Annotated in this window: 15 protein-coding genes and 1 pseudogene; 6 read left to right on the top strand and 10 right to left on the bottom strand. The window is 71.9% G+C overall.

Translation table 11 applies throughout. The features are described 5' to 3' along the window. Positions 1 to 35 precede the first annotated feature (35 nt). From ACIPJI_RS19600 to ACIPJI_RS19580, 5 genes are all read right to left on the bottom strand, one after another. Positions 36 to 872 carry an endonuclease I family protein gene (locus ACIPJI_RS19600; protein WP_402247590.1) on the bottom strand — a complete coding sequence of 279 codons (837 nt, stop codon included), beginning with the start codon at positions 870 to 872 and terminating at the stop codon, positions 36 to 38. A gap of 255 nt (positions 873 to 1,127) precedes the next feature. Next, entirely contained in the window at positions 1,128 to 2,228 is a 1,101-nt protein-coding gene (locus ACIPJI_RS19595) for a catalase family protein (protein WP_402247588.1), read from the bottom strand. A gap of 169 nt (positions 2,229 to 2,397) precedes the next feature. Beyond that, positions 2,398 to 3,207, bottom strand: a complete 810-nt coding sequence (locus ACIPJI_RS19590) for a chitosanase (RefSeq protein WP_356621610.1) — start codon at positions 3,205 to 3,207, stop codon at positions 2,398 to 2,400. 37 nt (positions 3,208 to 3,244) lie between these two features. Further along, positions 3,245 to 3,841 carry an exonuclease gene (locus tag ACIPJI_RS19585; RefSeq protein WP_356621560.1) on the bottom strand — a complete coding sequence of 199 codons (597 nt, stop codon included), beginning with the start codon at positions 3,839 to 3,841 and terminating at the stop codon, positions 3,245 to 3,247. Between the two features lie 99 nt (positions 3,842 to 3,940). Further along, positions 3,941 to 4,543, bottom strand: a complete 603-nt coding sequence (locus ACIPJI_RS19580) for a TIGR03086 family metal-binding protein (RefSeq protein ID WP_402247586.1) — start codon at positions 4,541 to 4,543, stop codon at positions 3,941 to 3,943. 139 nt (positions 4,544 to 4,682) lie between these two features. On the opposite strand from ACIPJI_RS19580, the gene ACIPJI_RS19575 reads away from it, so the two are divergent. Continuing rightward, positions 4,683 to 6,830, top strand: a complete 2,148-nt coding sequence (locus ACIPJI_RS19575) for a hypothetical protein (protein WP_402247584.1) — start codon at positions 4,683 to 4,685, stop codon at positions 6,828 to 6,830. A 67-nt stretch (positions 6,831 to 6,897) separates the two neighbouring features. After that, a complete protein-coding gene (locus ACIPJI_RS19570) occupies positions 6,898 to 7,752 on the top strand; it encodes a hypothetical protein (protein WP_356621557.1) in 855 nt (284 codons plus the stop codon). Positions 7,753 to 7,818: 66 nt separating this feature from the next. On the opposite strand, the gene ACIPJI_RS19565 is transcribed toward ACIPJI_RS19570, so the two are convergent. From ACIPJI_RS19565 to ACIPJI_RS19555, 3 genes are all read right to left on the bottom strand, one after another. Next, positions 7,819 to 8,415 carry an NAD(P)H-dependent oxidoreductase gene (locus ACIPJI_RS19565; RefSeq protein WP_307709084.1) on the bottom strand — a complete coding sequence of 199 codons (597 nt, stop codon included), beginning with the start codon at positions 8,413 to 8,415 and terminating at the stop codon, positions 7,819 to 7,821. Positions 8,416 to 8,607: 192 nt separating this feature from the next. Beyond that, positions 8,608 to 8,937: a hypothetical protein gene (locus ACIPJI_RS19560; RefSeq protein ID WP_402247582.1), complete on the bottom strand. Its 330-nt coding sequence runs from the start codon at positions 8,935 to 8,937 to the stop codon at positions 8,608 to 8,610. A 235-nt stretch (positions 8,938 to 9,172) separates the two neighbouring features. Beyond that, positions 9,173 to 10,681 carry a carboxylesterase/lipase family protein gene (locus tag ACIPJI_RS19555; protein ID WP_402247580.1) on the bottom strand — a complete coding sequence of 503 codons (1,509 nt, stop codon included), beginning with the start codon at positions 10,679 to 10,681 and terminating at the stop codon, positions 9,173 to 9,175. A gap of 193 nt (positions 10,682 to 10,874) precedes the next feature. On the opposite strand from ACIPJI_RS19555, the gene ACIPJI_RS19550 reads away from it, so the two are divergent. Beyond that, positions 10,875 to 11,741 carry a PhzF family phenazine biosynthesis protein gene (locus tag ACIPJI_RS19550; protein WP_402247578.1) on the top strand — a complete coding sequence of 289 codons (867 nt, stop codon included), beginning with the start codon at positions 10,875 to 10,877 and terminating at the stop codon, positions 11,739 to 11,741. Between the two features lie 143 nt (positions 11,742 to 11,884). Here the strand turns inward: ACIPJI_RS19550 and ACIPJI_RS19545 are convergent. Then, positions 11,885 to 12,589, bottom strand: a pseudogene (locus tag ACIPJI_RS19545) (polysaccharide lyase family 1 protein); the annotation flags it as partial. A 216-nt stretch (positions 12,590 to 12,805) separates the two neighbouring features. Continuing rightward, complete coding sequence (locus ACIPJI_RS19540; protein WP_189477130.1) at positions 12,806 to 13,027, bottom strand: hypothetical protein; 222 nt, start codon at positions 13,025 to 13,027, stop codon at positions 12,806 to 12,808. Between ACIPJI_RS19540 and ACIPJI_RS19535 the strand changes: the two genes are divergently transcribed. The 3 genes from ACIPJI_RS19535 to ACIPJI_RS19525 are packed head-to-tail and all read left to right on the top strand — an operon-like array spanning position 13,020 to position 15,417. Beyond that, positions 13,020 to 13,376, top strand: a complete 357-nt coding sequence (locus ACIPJI_RS19535) for a hypothetical protein (RefSeq protein WP_402247576.1) — start codon at positions 13,020 to 13,022, stop codon at positions 13,374 to 13,376. The two genes, ACIPJI_RS19540 and ACIPJI_RS19535, sit on opposite strands and share 8 nt — an antisense overlap. 53 nt (positions 13,377 to 13,429) lie before the next feature. Then, on the top strand, positions 13,430 to 14,122 hold the full coding sequence (locus tag ACIPJI_RS19530; protein ID WP_307709110.1) for a response regulator transcription factor: 693 nt from the start codon (positions 13,430 to 13,432) through the stop codon (positions 14,120 to 14,122). Next, positions 14,119 to 15,417 carry a HAMP domain-containing sensor histidine kinase gene (locus ACIPJI_RS19525; protein ID WP_356621549.1) on the top strand — a complete coding sequence of 433 codons (1,299 nt, stop codon included), beginning with the start codon at positions 14,119 to 14,121 and terminating at the stop codon, positions 15,415 to 15,417. The genes ACIPJI_RS19530 and ACIPJI_RS19525 overlap by 4 nt, the downstream gene beginning before the upstream one ends. The last annotated feature ends 39 nt before the right edge of the window (positions 15,418 to 15,456 follow it).

Genomic DNA, 15,456 nt, shown 5'->3' with positions numbered 1-15,456 from the left:
CACCCCAGGCGCCCCGGCCCCGCGGAGGGAACGTTTCAGCCCCAGATCGCGGTGACCCACTCGGGGTGATCGACGAACGGGTTCCGGTTGTGCTGGAAGTCGTCGTAGATCACCTGGTTGCGCCTCTTCTCGAAGGCATCCGGCGGGTCCTGCTCGTTCCACTGCTTCAGTACGGACAGCCGGCCGTGGTACGGCATGGACCCGTTGTTCACCTGGTCGTTGACCTCCAGGTCGGCGAAGGCGTCGTCGCCCTCGTAGCGCACCGCCATGTAGAAGATCATGCGGGCCACGTCGCCCTTGACCGCGTCGCGGGGCTCGAACGAGTCGCTGTCGGTGTAGTTGCCGGGCGCCTCCCCGACCTGGGAGCCTCCCTCGTCGAAGTCCTTGTTGCCGCGGGTGCTGTTCACCGACACGTCGGTCGGCCGCAGGTGGTGGATGTCCGTACCCGGGCCGGTGGCGGTGCCGAAGTCGCCGTGCGACTTCGCCCAGGTGTGCTCGCGGTTCCACTGGTCGGGGTCGCCGCCGTTGGAGGGCTTGCTCTGGGAGCGGCCGGTGTAGAGCAGGATCACGTTGGCGGAGTTGGCCGGATCCTCGTCGGTGGCCTTGAGTGCGTCCCAGACCTGGGAGTAGGACAGCTTTGTCTGGTTGCTGATGATGGTGTGGAGGGAGTCCTTGAGGTCCTGTCCGGTCCTGCCGATCGCGTCCTGGTAGTAGGTGTCGTCGTACGCCGACGTGGACGCGGCCGCGCCGGCGGTCCCGTCGGCCGCGGGCGCGGTGATCGCCGTCGCCGAGCCGGTCGCGGCGATCGCCAGCGACAAGCCGCCTATGGCCAGGGCGAGATGCTTCCAGCGGGTGACTGGTGTGGGGGGCATGTACGTCCTCTTCTCGGGCCTGCGCCGCCCACGGCAACGCGCGTAGAACACGGGCGGCACGACCGAACCTTCATTCGGTTGCGAAGAGTTTGCCCGTGGCCGGGCAACGAGACATGAAGAAGGCGCAGTGGTTGCGCGAAGAGAGCGTGAAGCTGACTCGCTGTCAGCAAGGCAGTGTGTGACGGTTCTTCAGCCCTTGAGGGCGCCCCTCGGGCGGCCTCTCGGACATCCCCTGCCGCGGCTCAGCCCAGCAGCTCAGCCCAGCAGCTCGGCGCTGCTCCGCGGCTCCACCCGCGGCTGCCCGTTGATGCGGTGACGCTCGACGGAGGAACGGCGGTAGACCTCCTCGCGCACCCGCTGGATCTCGCCGATCGGCCGGTGGTCCTCGCGCACACGCCAGGGGGTGATCGAGGTGCCGTCCGCGGCGGTGAGATTGTCCGCGCCGCCGATGTCCTGGCGTGGAATGTCGATCCTGGCGACGCCGACCCAGGGGGAGAGTTGCTCGGGCCACTCCACCGAGGTGTTGTCGACCGGCATCCGGGTCAGGTCCGTGTTCAGCTGCACCTGGAGCTCGAAGGCGTGGTCACGCTCGGCCGCCTCTGCGACCAGCGTGTTGCGGAAGGCTTCGCCGTCCGCCCGGACATCGACCTGGAGGTGGCCGACCGGCGTGACGGGCACCGTGCGCAGCTTCGCGATGTGGTCGCCGTAACGGAAGGCGCCCATGCTGTTGTAGGTGTACGAGAGCAGGTTCTGCCGCTGCACCCTGGTGAAGGACAACATCGCGAACAGCTCGTCCCACAGCCACTCGTCCGCCGTCCCCAGCGTCCCGCGCCGGGTGAGGAACTCGCCCATCCAGGACTTGCGCCGCGCCGGGTTCACCAGGGCGTCCGGCAGTTCGGAGAACAGCTCCTCGATCACCATGTAGTCGTACGCGGTGTTCGCGAAGAAGACGTTGTTGTTGATCAGGTTGAGGTCGAACGTGGTCGCCTCGGACTCGTCGGTCAGCAGCGACGTGCCGGGCACGCCGAACATCTTGATCCCCATGCCGCACGCCGCGCCCAGCAGTGAGTCGGCCCGCAGGTGCCCGAGCCCGTTGGAGTAGCGGACCACGGCGTCGTACGTCACCGGCTCGGCGAAGATTCCTTGAGCGTACGGACCCTCCAGGTCACTCACCGTGACGGTGGCCTTCACCAGTCCATAGGTCTTGCCGTGCGCCGTCCTGACGGCGCGGCCGACCCGCTGCCGCTCGACGGACCCGCGGGTGCGGTCCGCGACCTGCTGGACGACTTCGTCCAGCTCCTGCTGGTAGGTGGGTCGTTCGACGGGTCGGTACGTCTCGAACCTGACGAATTCCATGGAGATTCTCCTCCTCGCACGAAGCAGTGCGCCGCGCCGCTCGCTGCGTCACTGCCTCGATGCGTTCAATGTAGTGCTCAATTTAGTTGTGCACAACGTAACTGCTTGTGATGGACCCCACGTCCTCTGTCAAAAGGAGCCGGCCCGCCCGGTGACGGGCGGACGCTGTTCAGCCCGCGGGCGGGGCCGCCATCGCGCCGATGTGGTAACTGTCGCCGTAGACCCGCCAGTTCAGCGGCGGCTCGAGGTCGAAGTTCCCCTCCCGCACGAAAACCCGCTGCGCCGTCTCCACCCGGCTCGTGTCGGTGTGCGACGGCTCCTTGCGGATCGCCTCGGCGCGGGCGTCCAGGAAGGCGTTCAGGTACTCCTCCTCGTCGCCGCCCTCTGCGGGCGACTTGGCGCCGGCCAGGGCCTTCTCCCGCAGTGCGCGAAAGCCCGTGGAGCTCTCGGAGGCGTCGGCGCCGTGCATGACGTACGCATCGAAGTAGATCAACTGCCCCAACGCGCCGAGACCGTCGTCCTCGGCCCGACGCACTGCGGGCAGCAGGTACGTCTCGTCCCGCTCGGCGTCCTGGGCCGCCCGGAACGCCGCGTCGGACGTCGCGGCCCGCTCCCATGCCCTGGTGAACGGCTTGCCCAGACCCTTGTGCGAATCGCTGCCCTCGACCGCCCGCAGCGCGGGCAGGAAACGCTCCAGCGCGTTGCCCGGCCTGGCCTTCGCGTAGCGCTCGACCACCGCGAGCATGTCGCCGGTGCCCGAGCAGAAGCCGATGACGCCGGCGGTGTAGCCGCGGCCGTCGCCGATGTCCTCGATGTACTTGTACTGCGCCTTCCAGTCCAGCGTGGAGTTCTCCGCACTGGAGACGATCCGCATCGCGATGTCCTTCTTCGCGGGGTCCTCCAACCCGCCTCCGCCCCCGGAGTCGTCACCGGTGCAGGCGGTGCACGCCCCCGCCGTGATCAGGAACGCGAGCAGCATGCGCAGTACGGACTTCACGGCGGACCCCCTCCCGGGGTCACACCCCCGGCCATACCATCAGATTACTGAACAGCTCCGCCTGCTCGATCGCGTCGTCCAGCGCATGGTGGGTGTGCCGCCGCGCCGACAGCAGCTCACGCGGCATCGCCGACTTCGTCACCGCCCGCAGCGGCAGCCGCGCCTTCACCGCGTACAGCGTCTTCATGTCGAGGCACCCGGAGTGCCCGAACGGGCTCGCCCCGGTGAACCGCAGCAGGTACCAGTACAGGAACGTCCAGTCGTAGGAGGCCGGATAGCCGCACATCACCGGCTGCGCCCCTCCGTACGCCTCGCACACCTCGCCCACCCAGACGCCGAACGCGGCCATGGCCGCCGCCGGCTCGCTGCCCTCGGCCGTCAGCCGCTCCCGGTCCAGGCCGCTCACGGCCAGTGCCTGCGGCACGAAGCCCTCGCTGATGGGCCGCAGTTCACGGTAGAAGGTGTCCTTCTCGGGATCGGCCGGCTCGTACCCGTCGACGTCCTGGCGGCCGGCCACGGCGGCGCCGAGGCTGAGCATCGAGTACGGGCCCGGAATCGGCCCGTCGGCCTCGACGTCGACGGAGAAGTAGAGGCTGGGCTTCACTCGGCGTGTCATGCCAGGAGCATCGCATCAGTGTCCCTCCCGGCTCATCACCTTTCCGGCGGGGGCGGGCGACGCCCCGCCGTGCGCGGCCGGCCCGCCCCGCCTTCGCCGTCAGTCGCCCGGCCGCCAGTCGGGCCGCCGCCCGCTCATGCCGACGGCCCGGTCCAGCAGCGGCGCGTCGTCCGGCACCGCGACCGGCGGGCCGAAGATCGAGTCGCGCAGGGAGTCGTCGTCCGACGGCTGCACCATCTCGTAGGAGACTGCCGCACTCGCCTCACCGGGGTCGTACTCCTGCCCCGTCGCCCGCGCGAGGTCCCAGCCGTGGATCACCAGCTCGTTCAGCGCGACGCGCCCCGCGACCTGCCCCGGCAGGTCCACCCCGCCGGCCTGGGTCATGCCGTCCCACGCCGACGGCTGCCGCCAGGCCTCCGCCAGCTCGTCCAGCCGCTGGGGCAGCACGGTGCGCCACTTCTCGTCGAGCACCGGGAGCGAGCTGCCGGGGTCGGTGCCCGTCGTCGGACCGAAATCCTTGCGTGCCGCGTCGCGGAACGCGAGGGACAGGCCGTCGATGTGGGCCAGCAGCTCGCGCACGGAGTAGTCGGGGCAGGGCGTCGGAGCGCCCAGCTGTTCGTCACCGATCGCGTCGAGCAGTCGGGCCACGGCGCGGGCGGCGGGTGCGAGGTCGGGCACGGGTGTCGTGTCGGAGGTGTTCATGCAGTGGTGACCGGCCGCGCAGCCGGAACTCATCGCCCGGACGCCGCCCCGCGCCCTGCGGAGGTGATCGCTCGCCCGATCGGGCTAACACCCGGCCCGGAAGGATCTCCGGCGCCGCCTGCCCTCATACGCTCCACAAGTGACTCGTACGAACGCCTTGAACACCGGCCGCGACGACTTCCTCACCTGGGTGTCCCGGGAAAGAGGCGCGGCGCTGCCCGTGCGCACCACCGACGCGGTGCTGACGATGCTCGCGCTGCGCGGCGCGGAACGCAGGGCGGGCGTGCCCGAGCCCACGCCGCAGCTGGTCCGGCAGGTCCTGCACGAGGATCTGCCCCAGCTGCTGTACGCGGGCGACGAGGAGCTGGACGCCGTGCCGGTCCTCCTCACCGCCCTGGCCGACCGCGTACGGGCCGCAGGCCGTCTCAACGCCAAACGCCACGCGAAGCTGGTCGCAGCCGTCGAGGAGGCCGTCCCCGAGTTCCGCCGCGCCATGGCAGACCCGCTGAACCTGACCTGGCCCCGTTGGTACGCGTCGCTGATGAGTGCCGACGGCGTGGACCGCGACGACGCCGACGCCGTACGGGCCTGGCTCGCCACGCACGAGAGCACGCCGCACGCGGACCGGCCCGCCCTCCCCGAGCCGCTGCACCGCTCCGACCTCGCCGACCGGACCTTCTCCGTACGCGCCCGGCTCGCCGAAGCGCTGCTCGAGGCCTTCGCCCGCGACACCAGCGCGGCGTCACCGCCCGGCCCGCTGCTGCCGGCGCCACCACTGGACGCCGACCGTCCTGACGACGCGCTCACCGGCGAACTCGACCACATCGCCGCCGAGTTGACCGACCGGTGGACCGCGGCGGGTCTCGAGGGGGCACTGACCGGACGCCACGCCTCCCTCGCCCCCGGCCCGGAGGCCGTGCCCCACGCGTCCCTCGCCGACCACATGCTCGACGAACACCTCGACTACTACGGCGACTCCGCCGTCCCGCTGCCGCCCCCGGCCGCCGTCCCCGCACCGGACGAGATCCAGGGCCTGCTGCACGCCGCGCCCCTGCCCGCCGCCCTGGCGTCCGGAACCTTCGACGACGAGCTGCGGGAGGTCTCGGAGCGTTGCGGACTTCCCGGTCCCGCCTCCGACGTGTGGACGGAGGGCACCCCGCAGGAACTCCTCGAACTGGCCGCCGACCTCCTGGCCGCGCAGGCCGAGCGGCTGCCGCCGGTCACCGGCCCCGACGACGCGTACTCGTTCGACGCCGCGCACATCCTCTACTCGCTCTACGAACGCGGGAGCACCCCGGACTCGGTGGCACGCAAGATCTGCGACGCCAAGGACGACGGCGTGGCCCCCGAACTGGAGGACGCGCCCGCTCCCGTACCGGGCAGCGCCCCGGCCGCGTACGAGACGCCGTCGCCCGAGGAGCTCTCCGCGCTGCTCGGGATGCCCGGCCGCACCGAGGAGGACCGGGCCGAGATCGACGCCCCCGCCAAAGGGTTGGCGGCCGTGGTCGATCAACTGGCCCGAACCGGCTGCGTCTTCAGGACGGGCGACACCTATGGGCTGACCCCCCTCGGCGCGGCCGTCATGCGACACGTGATCACGGTCGGCCATGTGGCCGCCCCCGACCAGGAGACCGTCGCCGGCTGGGACGCGGCACAGACCGTCGCGGCGGTCCGGCACTGGCCCACCCAGCTCGCCGCCTCGGCCCTCGCCGCCTTCGCTGACCGGCACGGGGGCACGGACCAGGCCTGGGGCGAACTTCTCTCCGCGGTCGCCGCGGCCAGGTCCGAGGACGCCAACGCCGCCCGCACGGCCGAGTACTTCGCGCAGCTCGACCGCGCGGGAGTCCCCACCACCGCCCTGCGCGCCGCGCTCGGCGACCCGGTGACCGGCGCCGCCGCCCGGCGACTGCTGCTGTCCCGCGGCGAGAGCGTCCCCGAGGACGCGGTCCCGCTCGGCGCACGCGCCACCGTGCTCGTCGAGGAGCTGGACCAGCGCTGGATCGACGACATGCTCGTCCATGTGAAGCGCCGCGACGACTCCGGCGACAACGGCATCCCGGGACCGGCCGACATCCCGCCCACGACCCTCCTCCCCGCCTTCGACACGGCGGCCGCCGCCTGGCCGGGCGGCGCCACCGCCCTGCTGTCGGCCCTGGCCACCGCCGACCCCGCCACCTCGCTGCGCGTCCTCGACAGCCTGCACACCCACCACCCGGACCGCACGGTGGCGGCCGCGGCGGGCCGTACGAGGAAGTCCGCGCAGCGCACGCTGTCCGGCCGGCGCTGACTCCCGGCCGGGTCCGGACGCTTCGGGCCGGACGGATAGGTTGGCCGCCGGCCCACCGTCCGAGGAGATGCCCGTGCCTGCCCGCCCCCGCCTGCTGTTCGTGACCGACCTCGCCTATCCGGCCAGGGGACGGCGCTACGGCGACGAGGACATCCTTCTCACCTCACGCCTGCGCGAGGAGTTCCGTCTCGCGCTGTGCCATCCGCTGGACGCCGCAGAGCTGATGGACGCCTTCGACGCGGTCGTCGTCCGCAACAGCGGCCCCGTGCTCCACTACCAGAAGGAGTACGACGCGTTCCGTGAGCGGGCCACGGCGACGGGTGTCCGGGTGTACAACCCGCTCGACGGGCGGGGCGACATGGCGGGCAAGCAATATCTGCTGGACCTGACGGTGGCCGGTCACCCGGTCATCCCCACCGTCGACCGGCCGCAGCACCTGGCGCGGCTTCCGGAGACCGCCGAGTACGCGGTGAAGCCGAAGGCGGGCGCCGACTCCATAGGCCTGGACTTCGTCCCGCGCCAGGACCTCGCCAAGCTCGCCGCACGCGGTGACCTGCTCGTCCAGCCCCGGGTGGACTTCCGGTACGAGGTGTCCTTCTACTTCGTCGACGACGCCTTCCAGTACGCGCTGTACGCCCCCGACCCCGGGCAGCGGTGGGTCCTCGAGCCGTACGCGCCCACCGAGGCGGATCTGCGCTTCGCGAAGAGGTTCGTCGACTGGAACACCCTCGACCACGGCATCCAGCGCGTCGACGCCTGCCGCACGAGGACGGGCGAACTGCTCCTGGTCGAGCTGGAGGACCTCAACCCGTACCTGTCCCTCGATCTCCTCCCCGAGGCCACGCGGGACGCCTTCGTCACCGCGATGAAGGCGTCCCTGCACCGCTTCCTGGACCGGCCCGCGCCGCCTGCCCGCGGCTGACGCCGACGCGAGGCCGCCCGGCCGTCGACGACCCGGCCGCCCGGCGGCACGGGCGTGGCCGAACGGTCAGCCGGACGCCAGCGCCGCGGCCTCGCTCCTCGCCCGCCGGAGCCATTCCGCGCGCTCCTGCTCCGTCGAGTCGGTGACCGTACGGAAGACCACCCGCCGTACGTCGTCGACACCGACGTACGGCAGCACGCACGCTGCCCAGACCCGCTGCAACGGGTCCCCGAACTCGCCGTCCTCCCGGTCGGCCGGGGTGTCCGAGGTGTTCAGCACGAGCGCCCGGCCCGCCGTCAGCAGCCCGACGGGCTCGCCGTCGGCGCTGCCGAGCTTGTACGCGACGCCGGGCACCAGCACCCGCTGCACCCAGCCGGTGAGGACGGCCGGCGGCATGCCCCACCAGTTGGGGTGGACGAACACCATGGCGTCGAGCGTGGCCACCTCCGCGCGGTGCAGGGCCACTTGGGGATCGGGCGCCTCGTCCGACGCCCGGACCGTCTCCGTCTCGCCGGCGGTCAGCACAGGCGGGAAGCCCTCGGCGCACAGGTCGTGCGCGAGCACTTCGGCCCCGTGGGCCCGCAGTTCGGCGACGACCGCGTCGAACAGGGCGTGGTTGAAGCTGCCAGGGCGCGGATGTGCGAGGTAGACCCCGATGCGCATGTGCTGCTGATCCCCCCGGGAACGATGTGGGCCGGTGCCTCCCACTCGGCCGCCTGCCATCGGATCGTAGGCCCCCGCCCGGCGTTCGTCGCTGGGTGGACGAGGCAGCCGACGCCGCCACGGGGAAGGGGGCAACGGGACGCGAGACCGACGGTCAGGGCAACACGAGCCCGGGGGTAGGCGGCGAATCGTTCACCCCTTCGCGTGCGACTCCAGAACATCGTGCGTTGCCAGCTTCTCCGCTCCAGCTCCTGCGAGCGTGACCTTGCCGGAGTGAATGGTGTCCAACTGCTCGACCTGCCTGCCGTACCACTCGATGCCGGTCAACGCGAACGACGGCGCGGCTGCTCCGGCGACCTCCGCGGGACCAGAGCGCTCGAACACCATGCCCAGCCGTGCCGTCCCCCCGATGCAGCGGACGACACACACAGCTACATCGTCTGCTTCGCGGGAACCGCCGGGCGTCACGGTCTCTACAGAGACAATTCGCAGGGCTGCGTTCTCCAGCTCGCTGTCCAGCACGTCGGTGAGCCTCCTGGGCGAAGTGATCGATCTGCTCGGCCTGAACAACCGCTGGACGGCCTGCCGTACCACTGGATGCCGGAGGGTGCCTGAACGCACAGGGCGGCGGCAACGTCTCGGCCGTAACTGTGGACGGTGCCCGCGAAAGGCCGTGTGGCTGAGCATGCGCCTTACCTGCCCCGCAGTAGTGGCTGATCCACTCGGGAAGTTGGAGGCGTAGTTCCTGTGGCCAGGGTCACGGCTCCAGCGGCCGGTAGTCGAACTCCCGCCACAGCGACCGGGTGTCGGGCAGCGGGGTGCGGGCCCCGTCGTCGTCCGGGGCCCAGATGCGGGCCGGGCCGGACCCTGTCGCGTCGAGCGGCCGCCACCCGGGACGACCGGTCGACGCGAACTGCGCCCAGGCGGAGAGCATGCGCCGCGACAGGTGGTCGTCCGCCGCGGAGGGCGGGCCGCCGAGGAGGAACTCCACCGCGGCGAGGCGGTGGTTGCCGAACGCCAAGGGCACGTCGGCGCAGTGCCAGGCGCGCACGCCGTCTCCCGCTCCGGGCGACCGCCGGTCGAAGCGGGACATGAACGCCCGCCCGCCTGCCCGTGCGTGGGCCTCGCCGAGCCGGCTGCTGTACTCGGCGAACAGCAGGTCACCGTAGACGGCGAGATGGAGGTCGAGCACCGGTGCCCCGGGCATCAGGTCGCGATAGCCGGAGAGCAGCCCGTCGGGCAGCGCGAAGTCGGCCGCGAAACGCGCCAGTTGTTCGTCCGTCGTGATGTCGGCGCTGCTGCCGACCGCGTCCATCAGCCAGTACTCCTGCGTGGTGTGGCAGACGAGCAGGTCCACCTCCCTCCCGGCCCCCGCCGCCACGGCGGCGAGCGGGTCCGCCGGGAGGACGTCACCGTCGGCGACGGGAGCGTAGATCACCGGGTCGTAGTGGAGGTGTCCCGACGCGGGATCGCGGCGGTAGTCGTCCACGACCGCGTCGGAGGCGGCGACCAGGGCCTCCGGCGATGCCGCGGCCAGGGCCGCGGCCGTCGCCGGAACGCCCGCCGCAGCCGCGACCCGCGCTGTGATCTCCCGCGCCAGCCCGGCCGACCAGCACGGGCCCACGGCACTGTGCGCGATCGCGCGGCGGAACAGTCCCCGGGCCCGGTCCATCACCATCAGAGCGGCCACCGAGGTCGCGCCCGCGGACTGCCCTGCTGCCGTGACGTTGTCCGGGTCGCCACCGAACGCGCCTATGTTCTCCCGCACCCACCGCAGCGCCGCGACCTGGTCGAGCAGCCCCCGGTTGTCCGGGTGACGCGGGCCGTCCTCGTCCGCCGGCACGTGTCCGAAGCCCTCGAAGCCGACCCGGTAGTTGACGGTCACCACGACCAGCCCGCCGTCCCGGGCCAGGGCCGTTCCGTCGAAGTCGGGCTGCGCGGACGACCCGAAGGTGTACGCCCCACCGTGGATCCACACCAGCACGGGCAGCGAGGTGGCGCCCGCCGGGGCCCACACGTTGAGTGTCAGGACGTCCTCGTCACCGGGCGACCACGACGGCGCCCCCGGAAGCTCGGCCGACTGCGGGGCGACGGGCCCGAAACGCGTGCAGTCCCGCACCTCCGTCCAGGGCTCGGCGGGCAGCGGCTCCCTGAACCGTGCCGCCCCGAAGGGAGGAGCGGCGTACGGGATCCCGAGCACGGCCACCACATCGTCCGCGACCCGGCGCCCGCGTACAGGCCCGTCGTTCGTCCGGAACACCACCACGGAAACACAACCCCCATCTCGCCGTATCGAGCCGGCCGTGGTCCCGTCCGGCTCCCGCGGCCAGCATCCCAGCGCACCGGCCGCGGACACCAACACCAAGATCGCCGCGATTGACGCAACTGCGATGTCGATCCGGGAAAGCCGCCGGCGCCGGTCGGGAACAAGCCGGCCCCGCCCGGTAGTTCGGACGATCATGACGACGAAGAACGAAGTCCTGCGCTACACCGCCTTCTCCGGCGACCCTGAGGGCGGTAATCCCGCCGGGGTCGTCCTCGACGCCGCGGGACTGGACGACGCCGGAATGCTCGCCATCGCCACGGAGGTCGGGTACAGCGAGTCCGCGTTCGTGTCCGCGCCGCCCGAAGGGCTCGAGGGGGAGCCGGGGAGGGTGTTCACCATCCGCTACTTCAGCCCCAAGGCGGAGGTGCCGTTCTGCGGGCACGCCACCGTCGCCACCGCCGTCGCCCTCGGCGAGCGGATCGGGACCGGAGACCTCGTCTTCGCGACCCGCGCCGGGACGGTCCCGGTGACCGTGACCGAGGAGGACGGCGCACTGCGGGCGACGCTGACCACGGTCGAGCCGCACAGCGAGGAGATCGCGGACGCGGACGTCGCGGAGGCGCTGGCCGCGCTCGACTGGCCGGCCGCCGACCTCGATCGTGCGCTGCCGCCGCGTATCGCCTTCGCCGGCGCCCGGCACCTGGTGCTCGGAGCGGCGACCCGGGCACGGCTGGCGGACCTGGCGTACGACTTCGACCGCCTCGAGGCCCTGATGCGCCGTCTCGACCTGACCACGGTCCAGCTGGTGTGGCGGGAGTCGGAGACCGTCTTCCACGTACGTGACCCGTTCCCGGTCGGCGGCGTCGTCGAGGACCCGGCGACGGGCGCGGCGGCGGGCGCGTTCGGCGCGTATGCCCGCGAGCTGGGCCTGGTCCCCGAGGCGTCGGTGCTCACTCTCCACCAGGGCGCGGACATGGGCCGCCCCGGTGTGCTGACCGTGGAACTGCGCGCGGGCGACAAGCGGGTACGGGTGTCGGGGGCCGGTACGCGGATCGCCTGACGCGGACGCGGAAGCGGCCCGGCCTGTGGGACGGCCGCCCGGCCCGTCACGTCTCGTGACCCTTGCCCGGCTGGTCCCGCCCTCGCGGGGGGCGCTTCCGGGCGGTCACGCCTCGCGATGACGCTGGCCGCACCCCACCCGGGGTAGAGGTGGGCGTGGGCCACGTTGTCGGTGGACGGGTTGCGCTGCTCGGTCTCGTGGAACCAGTTGTGGTGGATCGTGAGGTCGGCGGTGACGTTCTCCGTCCAGCCGATGCCGAACGTCTTGTTGTTGTCGCTCAGCTTGTTCCAGGACACCGTCACATAGGTGGTGTCCTTGCGGCTGTCGATCAGGCCGTCGGCCATGTGCCGCAGGTCGTTGTGATCGATCCAGACGTGGTGCGCGCCGTCCATCTGGACGGCGTCCCGGTCGTGCTCCTTGTCGTTCCACGTGCCGTGGTACGAGTCCCGGATCGTCAGGTTCCGGATGATCACGTTGTGGACGCCCTGCCCGAGGAAGAAGCCGCCTCCGACGATGTGGCCCGAGGTGCCGGCGCCGACGATCGTCTTGTCGGAGGCGACCTTGATCTCCTTGCCCTTGGGGTTCATGGCGATCGTGCCGGCGACCACGATGACGTAGGGCTCCGCGGCGGTCGCGTACTTCTCCAGGTCCGCCTGCGTCCGTACGGTGACGGTCCTGCCGTCCCGACCGCCGTACGTGCCCTTCTGTCCCAGGGCGTCGACCGACGCGAAACCGTCGGCGACGTCATCGGTCCACGCGGCGGTGCCGGCCGCCGCTGCTTCCTGCCGGGCGTCCTGCCCGAAGACCCCGAAGTCCGTGCCGTACGCCAGACCTACCGCGGCGGTCAGGGCCGGCGGGACACCGACCCGCAGCGCCCTTCTCCCGCGGCGGTCAGGGCCGGCGGGACACCGACCCGCAGCGCCCTTCTCCCGCGGCGGTGCCGCGCCTTGCCGCCTGTCTCACCCATGCGTCGTTCCCGTTCTGCGTGGGGGCTGCCCCTTCTGTTGGTAGGGGCATGCCAAGCAGTTGCCGCCGAGGCCGGAAAGGTTTCCGGCCCGAGGCGGTCAGAACGACGTCTCGCGCACGCTCGCCCGGTCGGAGGGCTCGGTCGTGGCGGTGATCTCCGAGCGGTGGCGGGCGGCCGAGAAGGTCGCCGTCAGCGTCTCCGGCGCGGTCTGCGACGTGCTGACCGTGAAGCCCTCGTTCGGCACGGCCGAGATGAGGCACACACCGCCGCTGCCGTAACGCACGGTCGCCTTGCCGCCCTGGGAGGAGATCGTGTGCACACCGGAGCCGCCCTCCTCGCAGCCCTGGCCGCTGTCCGGCGAGGTGGCGGGCCGCTCCTCGGGCGGGGGCGGCGTCGTGCGGGCCGCCGGAGTCGGCGTCGCCGTACGCGGCTTCTCGGTCGTCGGGGACGGCGACGGTGACCGCGTGCGCACGCTCGGCGTCGGCTCCGGGCTGGGCGAGGGGGAGGGGCGGGCCGCGGGGGAGGACGACCGGGGCGACGCCGCGAAGTCCCTGGGCGCGGACTGCGCGACCGGTGCCGTCGGTCTGGTCGAACCCACCACGAAATGGACCGTGATCATCACGGCCGTGACACTGGCCGCGGTGCACGACAGCCAGATGAGCAGATAACGCGGAAGGCGGGACACGACACCATACTGACGGACCGGCTAACGTGCCTGCTCATGGCCTCCGTACTTGTCGTCGAGGACGACCCTGTCATCCGGGCCGCGCTCATCGAGGTCCTCACCGGACACGGGTACGCGGTGAAGACCGCCCACCAGGGCTTCGAGGCGCTGCGCGAAGTGACCCAGTGCCCGCCCGACATCGTGGTGCTCGACCTCGGGCTGCCCGATCTGGACGGGCTCGACGTCCTGCGGATGATCCGGGGCATATCCCGGGTGCCCGTCCTGGTCGCCACCGCCCGCGACGACGACACGGAGACCATCAGGCTGCTCAACGCGGGGGCCGACGACTACATGGTCAAGCCGTTCTCCGGCGGCCAGTTGGCCGCCCGGCTGGCCGCCGTGCTGCGCCGGTCGGCGCCGGCCGTGGACGCCGTCGACCGGCAGCCCGTCGTGCAGGTCGGGGAGCTGCGGATCGACCCTCGGGCGCGCACCGCCCATCTCGCCGGGCGTGAGCTCGCTCTCACGCGCCGGGAGTTCGATCTTCTCGCGTATCTGGCGGCACACGCGGACCAGGTGATGTCCCGCAAGCGGATCCTCGCCGAGGTGTGGCAGCAGCCGTACCTGGAGGACCAGACCGTGGACGTCCATCTCTCCGCCCTCCGCAGGAAATTGGGCGAAAAGGCATCTGACCCTCGATATCTCCACACAGTGCGAGGAATCGGCATCAAACTGGTCACTTCGCCCTCATGAGGCGCGCACTCGCCGGGATCGCGCTGGCCGTGACGTCGATGGTCGCGCTGTCCTTCCTCATCCCCCTCGCCCTGCTGGTCCGCGAGCAGGCCCGCGACCGTGTGACCACCGCCGCGGAACAGCGGGCGTCCGCCCTTTCCCCGGTCCTCGCCCTCACCACCCGCCGGAGCGACGTCCAGCAGGCCGTCGCGGAGCTGGACTCCCACGACCGGCTGGCCGTACGGCTCCCGGACGGCGGTTTCGTCGGCACCCCGCACGCCCCGCGGGAAGCGCTCGACCGGGCTGTGCGCAGCCGGGGCACGCTGGCCATGGACACCGCGGAGGGATGGGTCTACCTCCAGCCCGTCGTACTGCCGGGGGACCGGGTCGCCGTCGTCGAGGCGTACGTGCCGGCCGCTGACCTGACCCGCGGGGTGTGGGCCTCCTGGGGCGTGATGTCGCTGCTGGCCCTGGGGCTGGTGGGCGGCTCCGTGCTCGTCGCCGACCGGCTGGGCGCCCGGGTCGTCCGGTCCTCGCAGAGCCTGAAGCGCGCCTCACTGGCGCTCGGCTCCGGCGACCTGGACGTGCGGGTGGAACCGGACGGTCCGCCGGAACTCCAGGAAGCCGGCGCGGCGTTCAACACCATGGCCGACCGTGTCGTGGAGCTGCTCGCGATCGAACGGGAGATGGTCGCCGACCTCTCGCACCGTCTTCGCACCCCGCTGACGGCGCTGTACCTCGAGGCGGACCTCATGGGCCCCTCGCCCGGAGCCAGGCGGATCACCGCGGCCGTCTCCCAGCTGGAGAGCGAACTCGACTCGATCATCACCGCCGCGCGTACCCCGCTGGCCGCGGGCCAGGGCAGCGGCCAGGCGCCGGTGCGGCCCTGCGAGGTGACGGAGGTCGTCGCGATGCGACTCGACTTCTGGTCGGTGCTCGCCAAGCAGCAGAACCGGATCTGCGAACGCTCCTTCACGCCACGGCGGACGCCCGTGCGGTTCCTGGAGGACGATCTCGCCGCGGTGGTGGACGCCTTGATCGGCAACGTCTTCCGGCACACCCCTCAGGGCACCGCCTTCGCCGTACGGGTGGAACGCGACGACAGGCACGTGGTGCTGACCGTGGACGACGCCGGCCCCGGCGTCGCCGATCCGCAGGCGGCCCTCACCCGCGGCGTCAGCGTGGGCGGCGCGGGCAGTACCGGGCTCGGCCTGGACATCGTCGCGCGAGCGGCGCAAGCCGCGGACGGACACCTGGAGATCACCCGCGCCCCGATGGGCGGCGCGCGGGTGCGGGTGTCCTTCGGGCTGGTGTGACGGGTCTACGGGCGCGGGCCGGGCCGGCCCGGGTGCGAG

It is taken from the genome of Streptomyces sp. NPDC086835 (genome assembly GCF_044745705.1).
In the GTDB taxonomy this organism is placed as follows: Bacteria; Actinomycetota; Actinomycetes; order Streptomycetales; family Streptomycetaceae; genus Streptomyces.
This window is presented reverse-complemented; position numbering and strand designations above follow the sequence as displayed.

What these genes read in the sequence shown, in the direction of transcription:
- ACIPJI_RS19565 (WP_307709084.1), bottom strand. Translation starts at nt 8,415, where the DNA reads ATGCGCATCGGGGTCTACCTCGCACATCCGCGCCCTGGCAGCTTCAAC.
- ACIPJI_RS19590 (WP_356621610.1), bottom strand. Translation starts at nt 3,207, where the DNA reads ATGCTGCTCGCGTTCCTGATCACGGCGGGGGCGTGCACCGCCTGCACC.
- ACIPJI_RS19570 (WP_356621557.1), top strand. Translation starts at nt 6,898, where the DNA reads ATGCCCGTGCCTGCCCGCCCCCGCCTGCTGTTCGTGACCGACCTCGCC.
- ACIPJI_RS19585 (WP_356621560.1), bottom strand. Translation starts at nt 3,841, where the DNA reads ATGACACGCCGAGTGAAGCCCAGCCTCTACTTCTCCGTCGACGTCGAG.
- ACIPJI_RS19600 (WP_402247590.1), bottom strand. Translation starts at nt 872, where the DNA reads ATGCCCCCCACACCAGTCACCCGCTGGAAGCATCTCGCCCTGGCCATA.
- ACIPJI_RS19580 (WP_402247586.1), bottom strand. Translation starts at nt 4,543, where the DNA reads ATGAACACCTCCGACACGACACCCGTGCCCGACCTCGCACCCGCCGCC.
- ACIPJI_RS19595 (WP_402247588.1), bottom strand. Translation starts at nt 2,228, where the DNA reads ATGGAATTCGTCAGGTTCGAGACGTACCGACCCGTCGAACGACCCACC.
- ACIPJI_RS19530 (WP_307709110.1), top strand. Translation starts at nt 13,430, where the DNA reads ATGGCCTCCGTACTTGTCGTCGAGGACGACCCTGTCATCCGGGCCGCG.
- ACIPJI_RS19525 (WP_356621549.1), top strand. Translation starts at nt 14,119, where the DNA reads ATGAGGCGCGCACTCGCCGGGATCGCGCTGGCCGTGACGTCGATGGTC.
- ACIPJI_RS19550 (WP_402247578.1), top strand. Translation starts at nt 10,875, where the DNA reads ATGACGACGAAGAACGAAGTCCTGCGCTACACCGCCTTCTCCGGCGAC.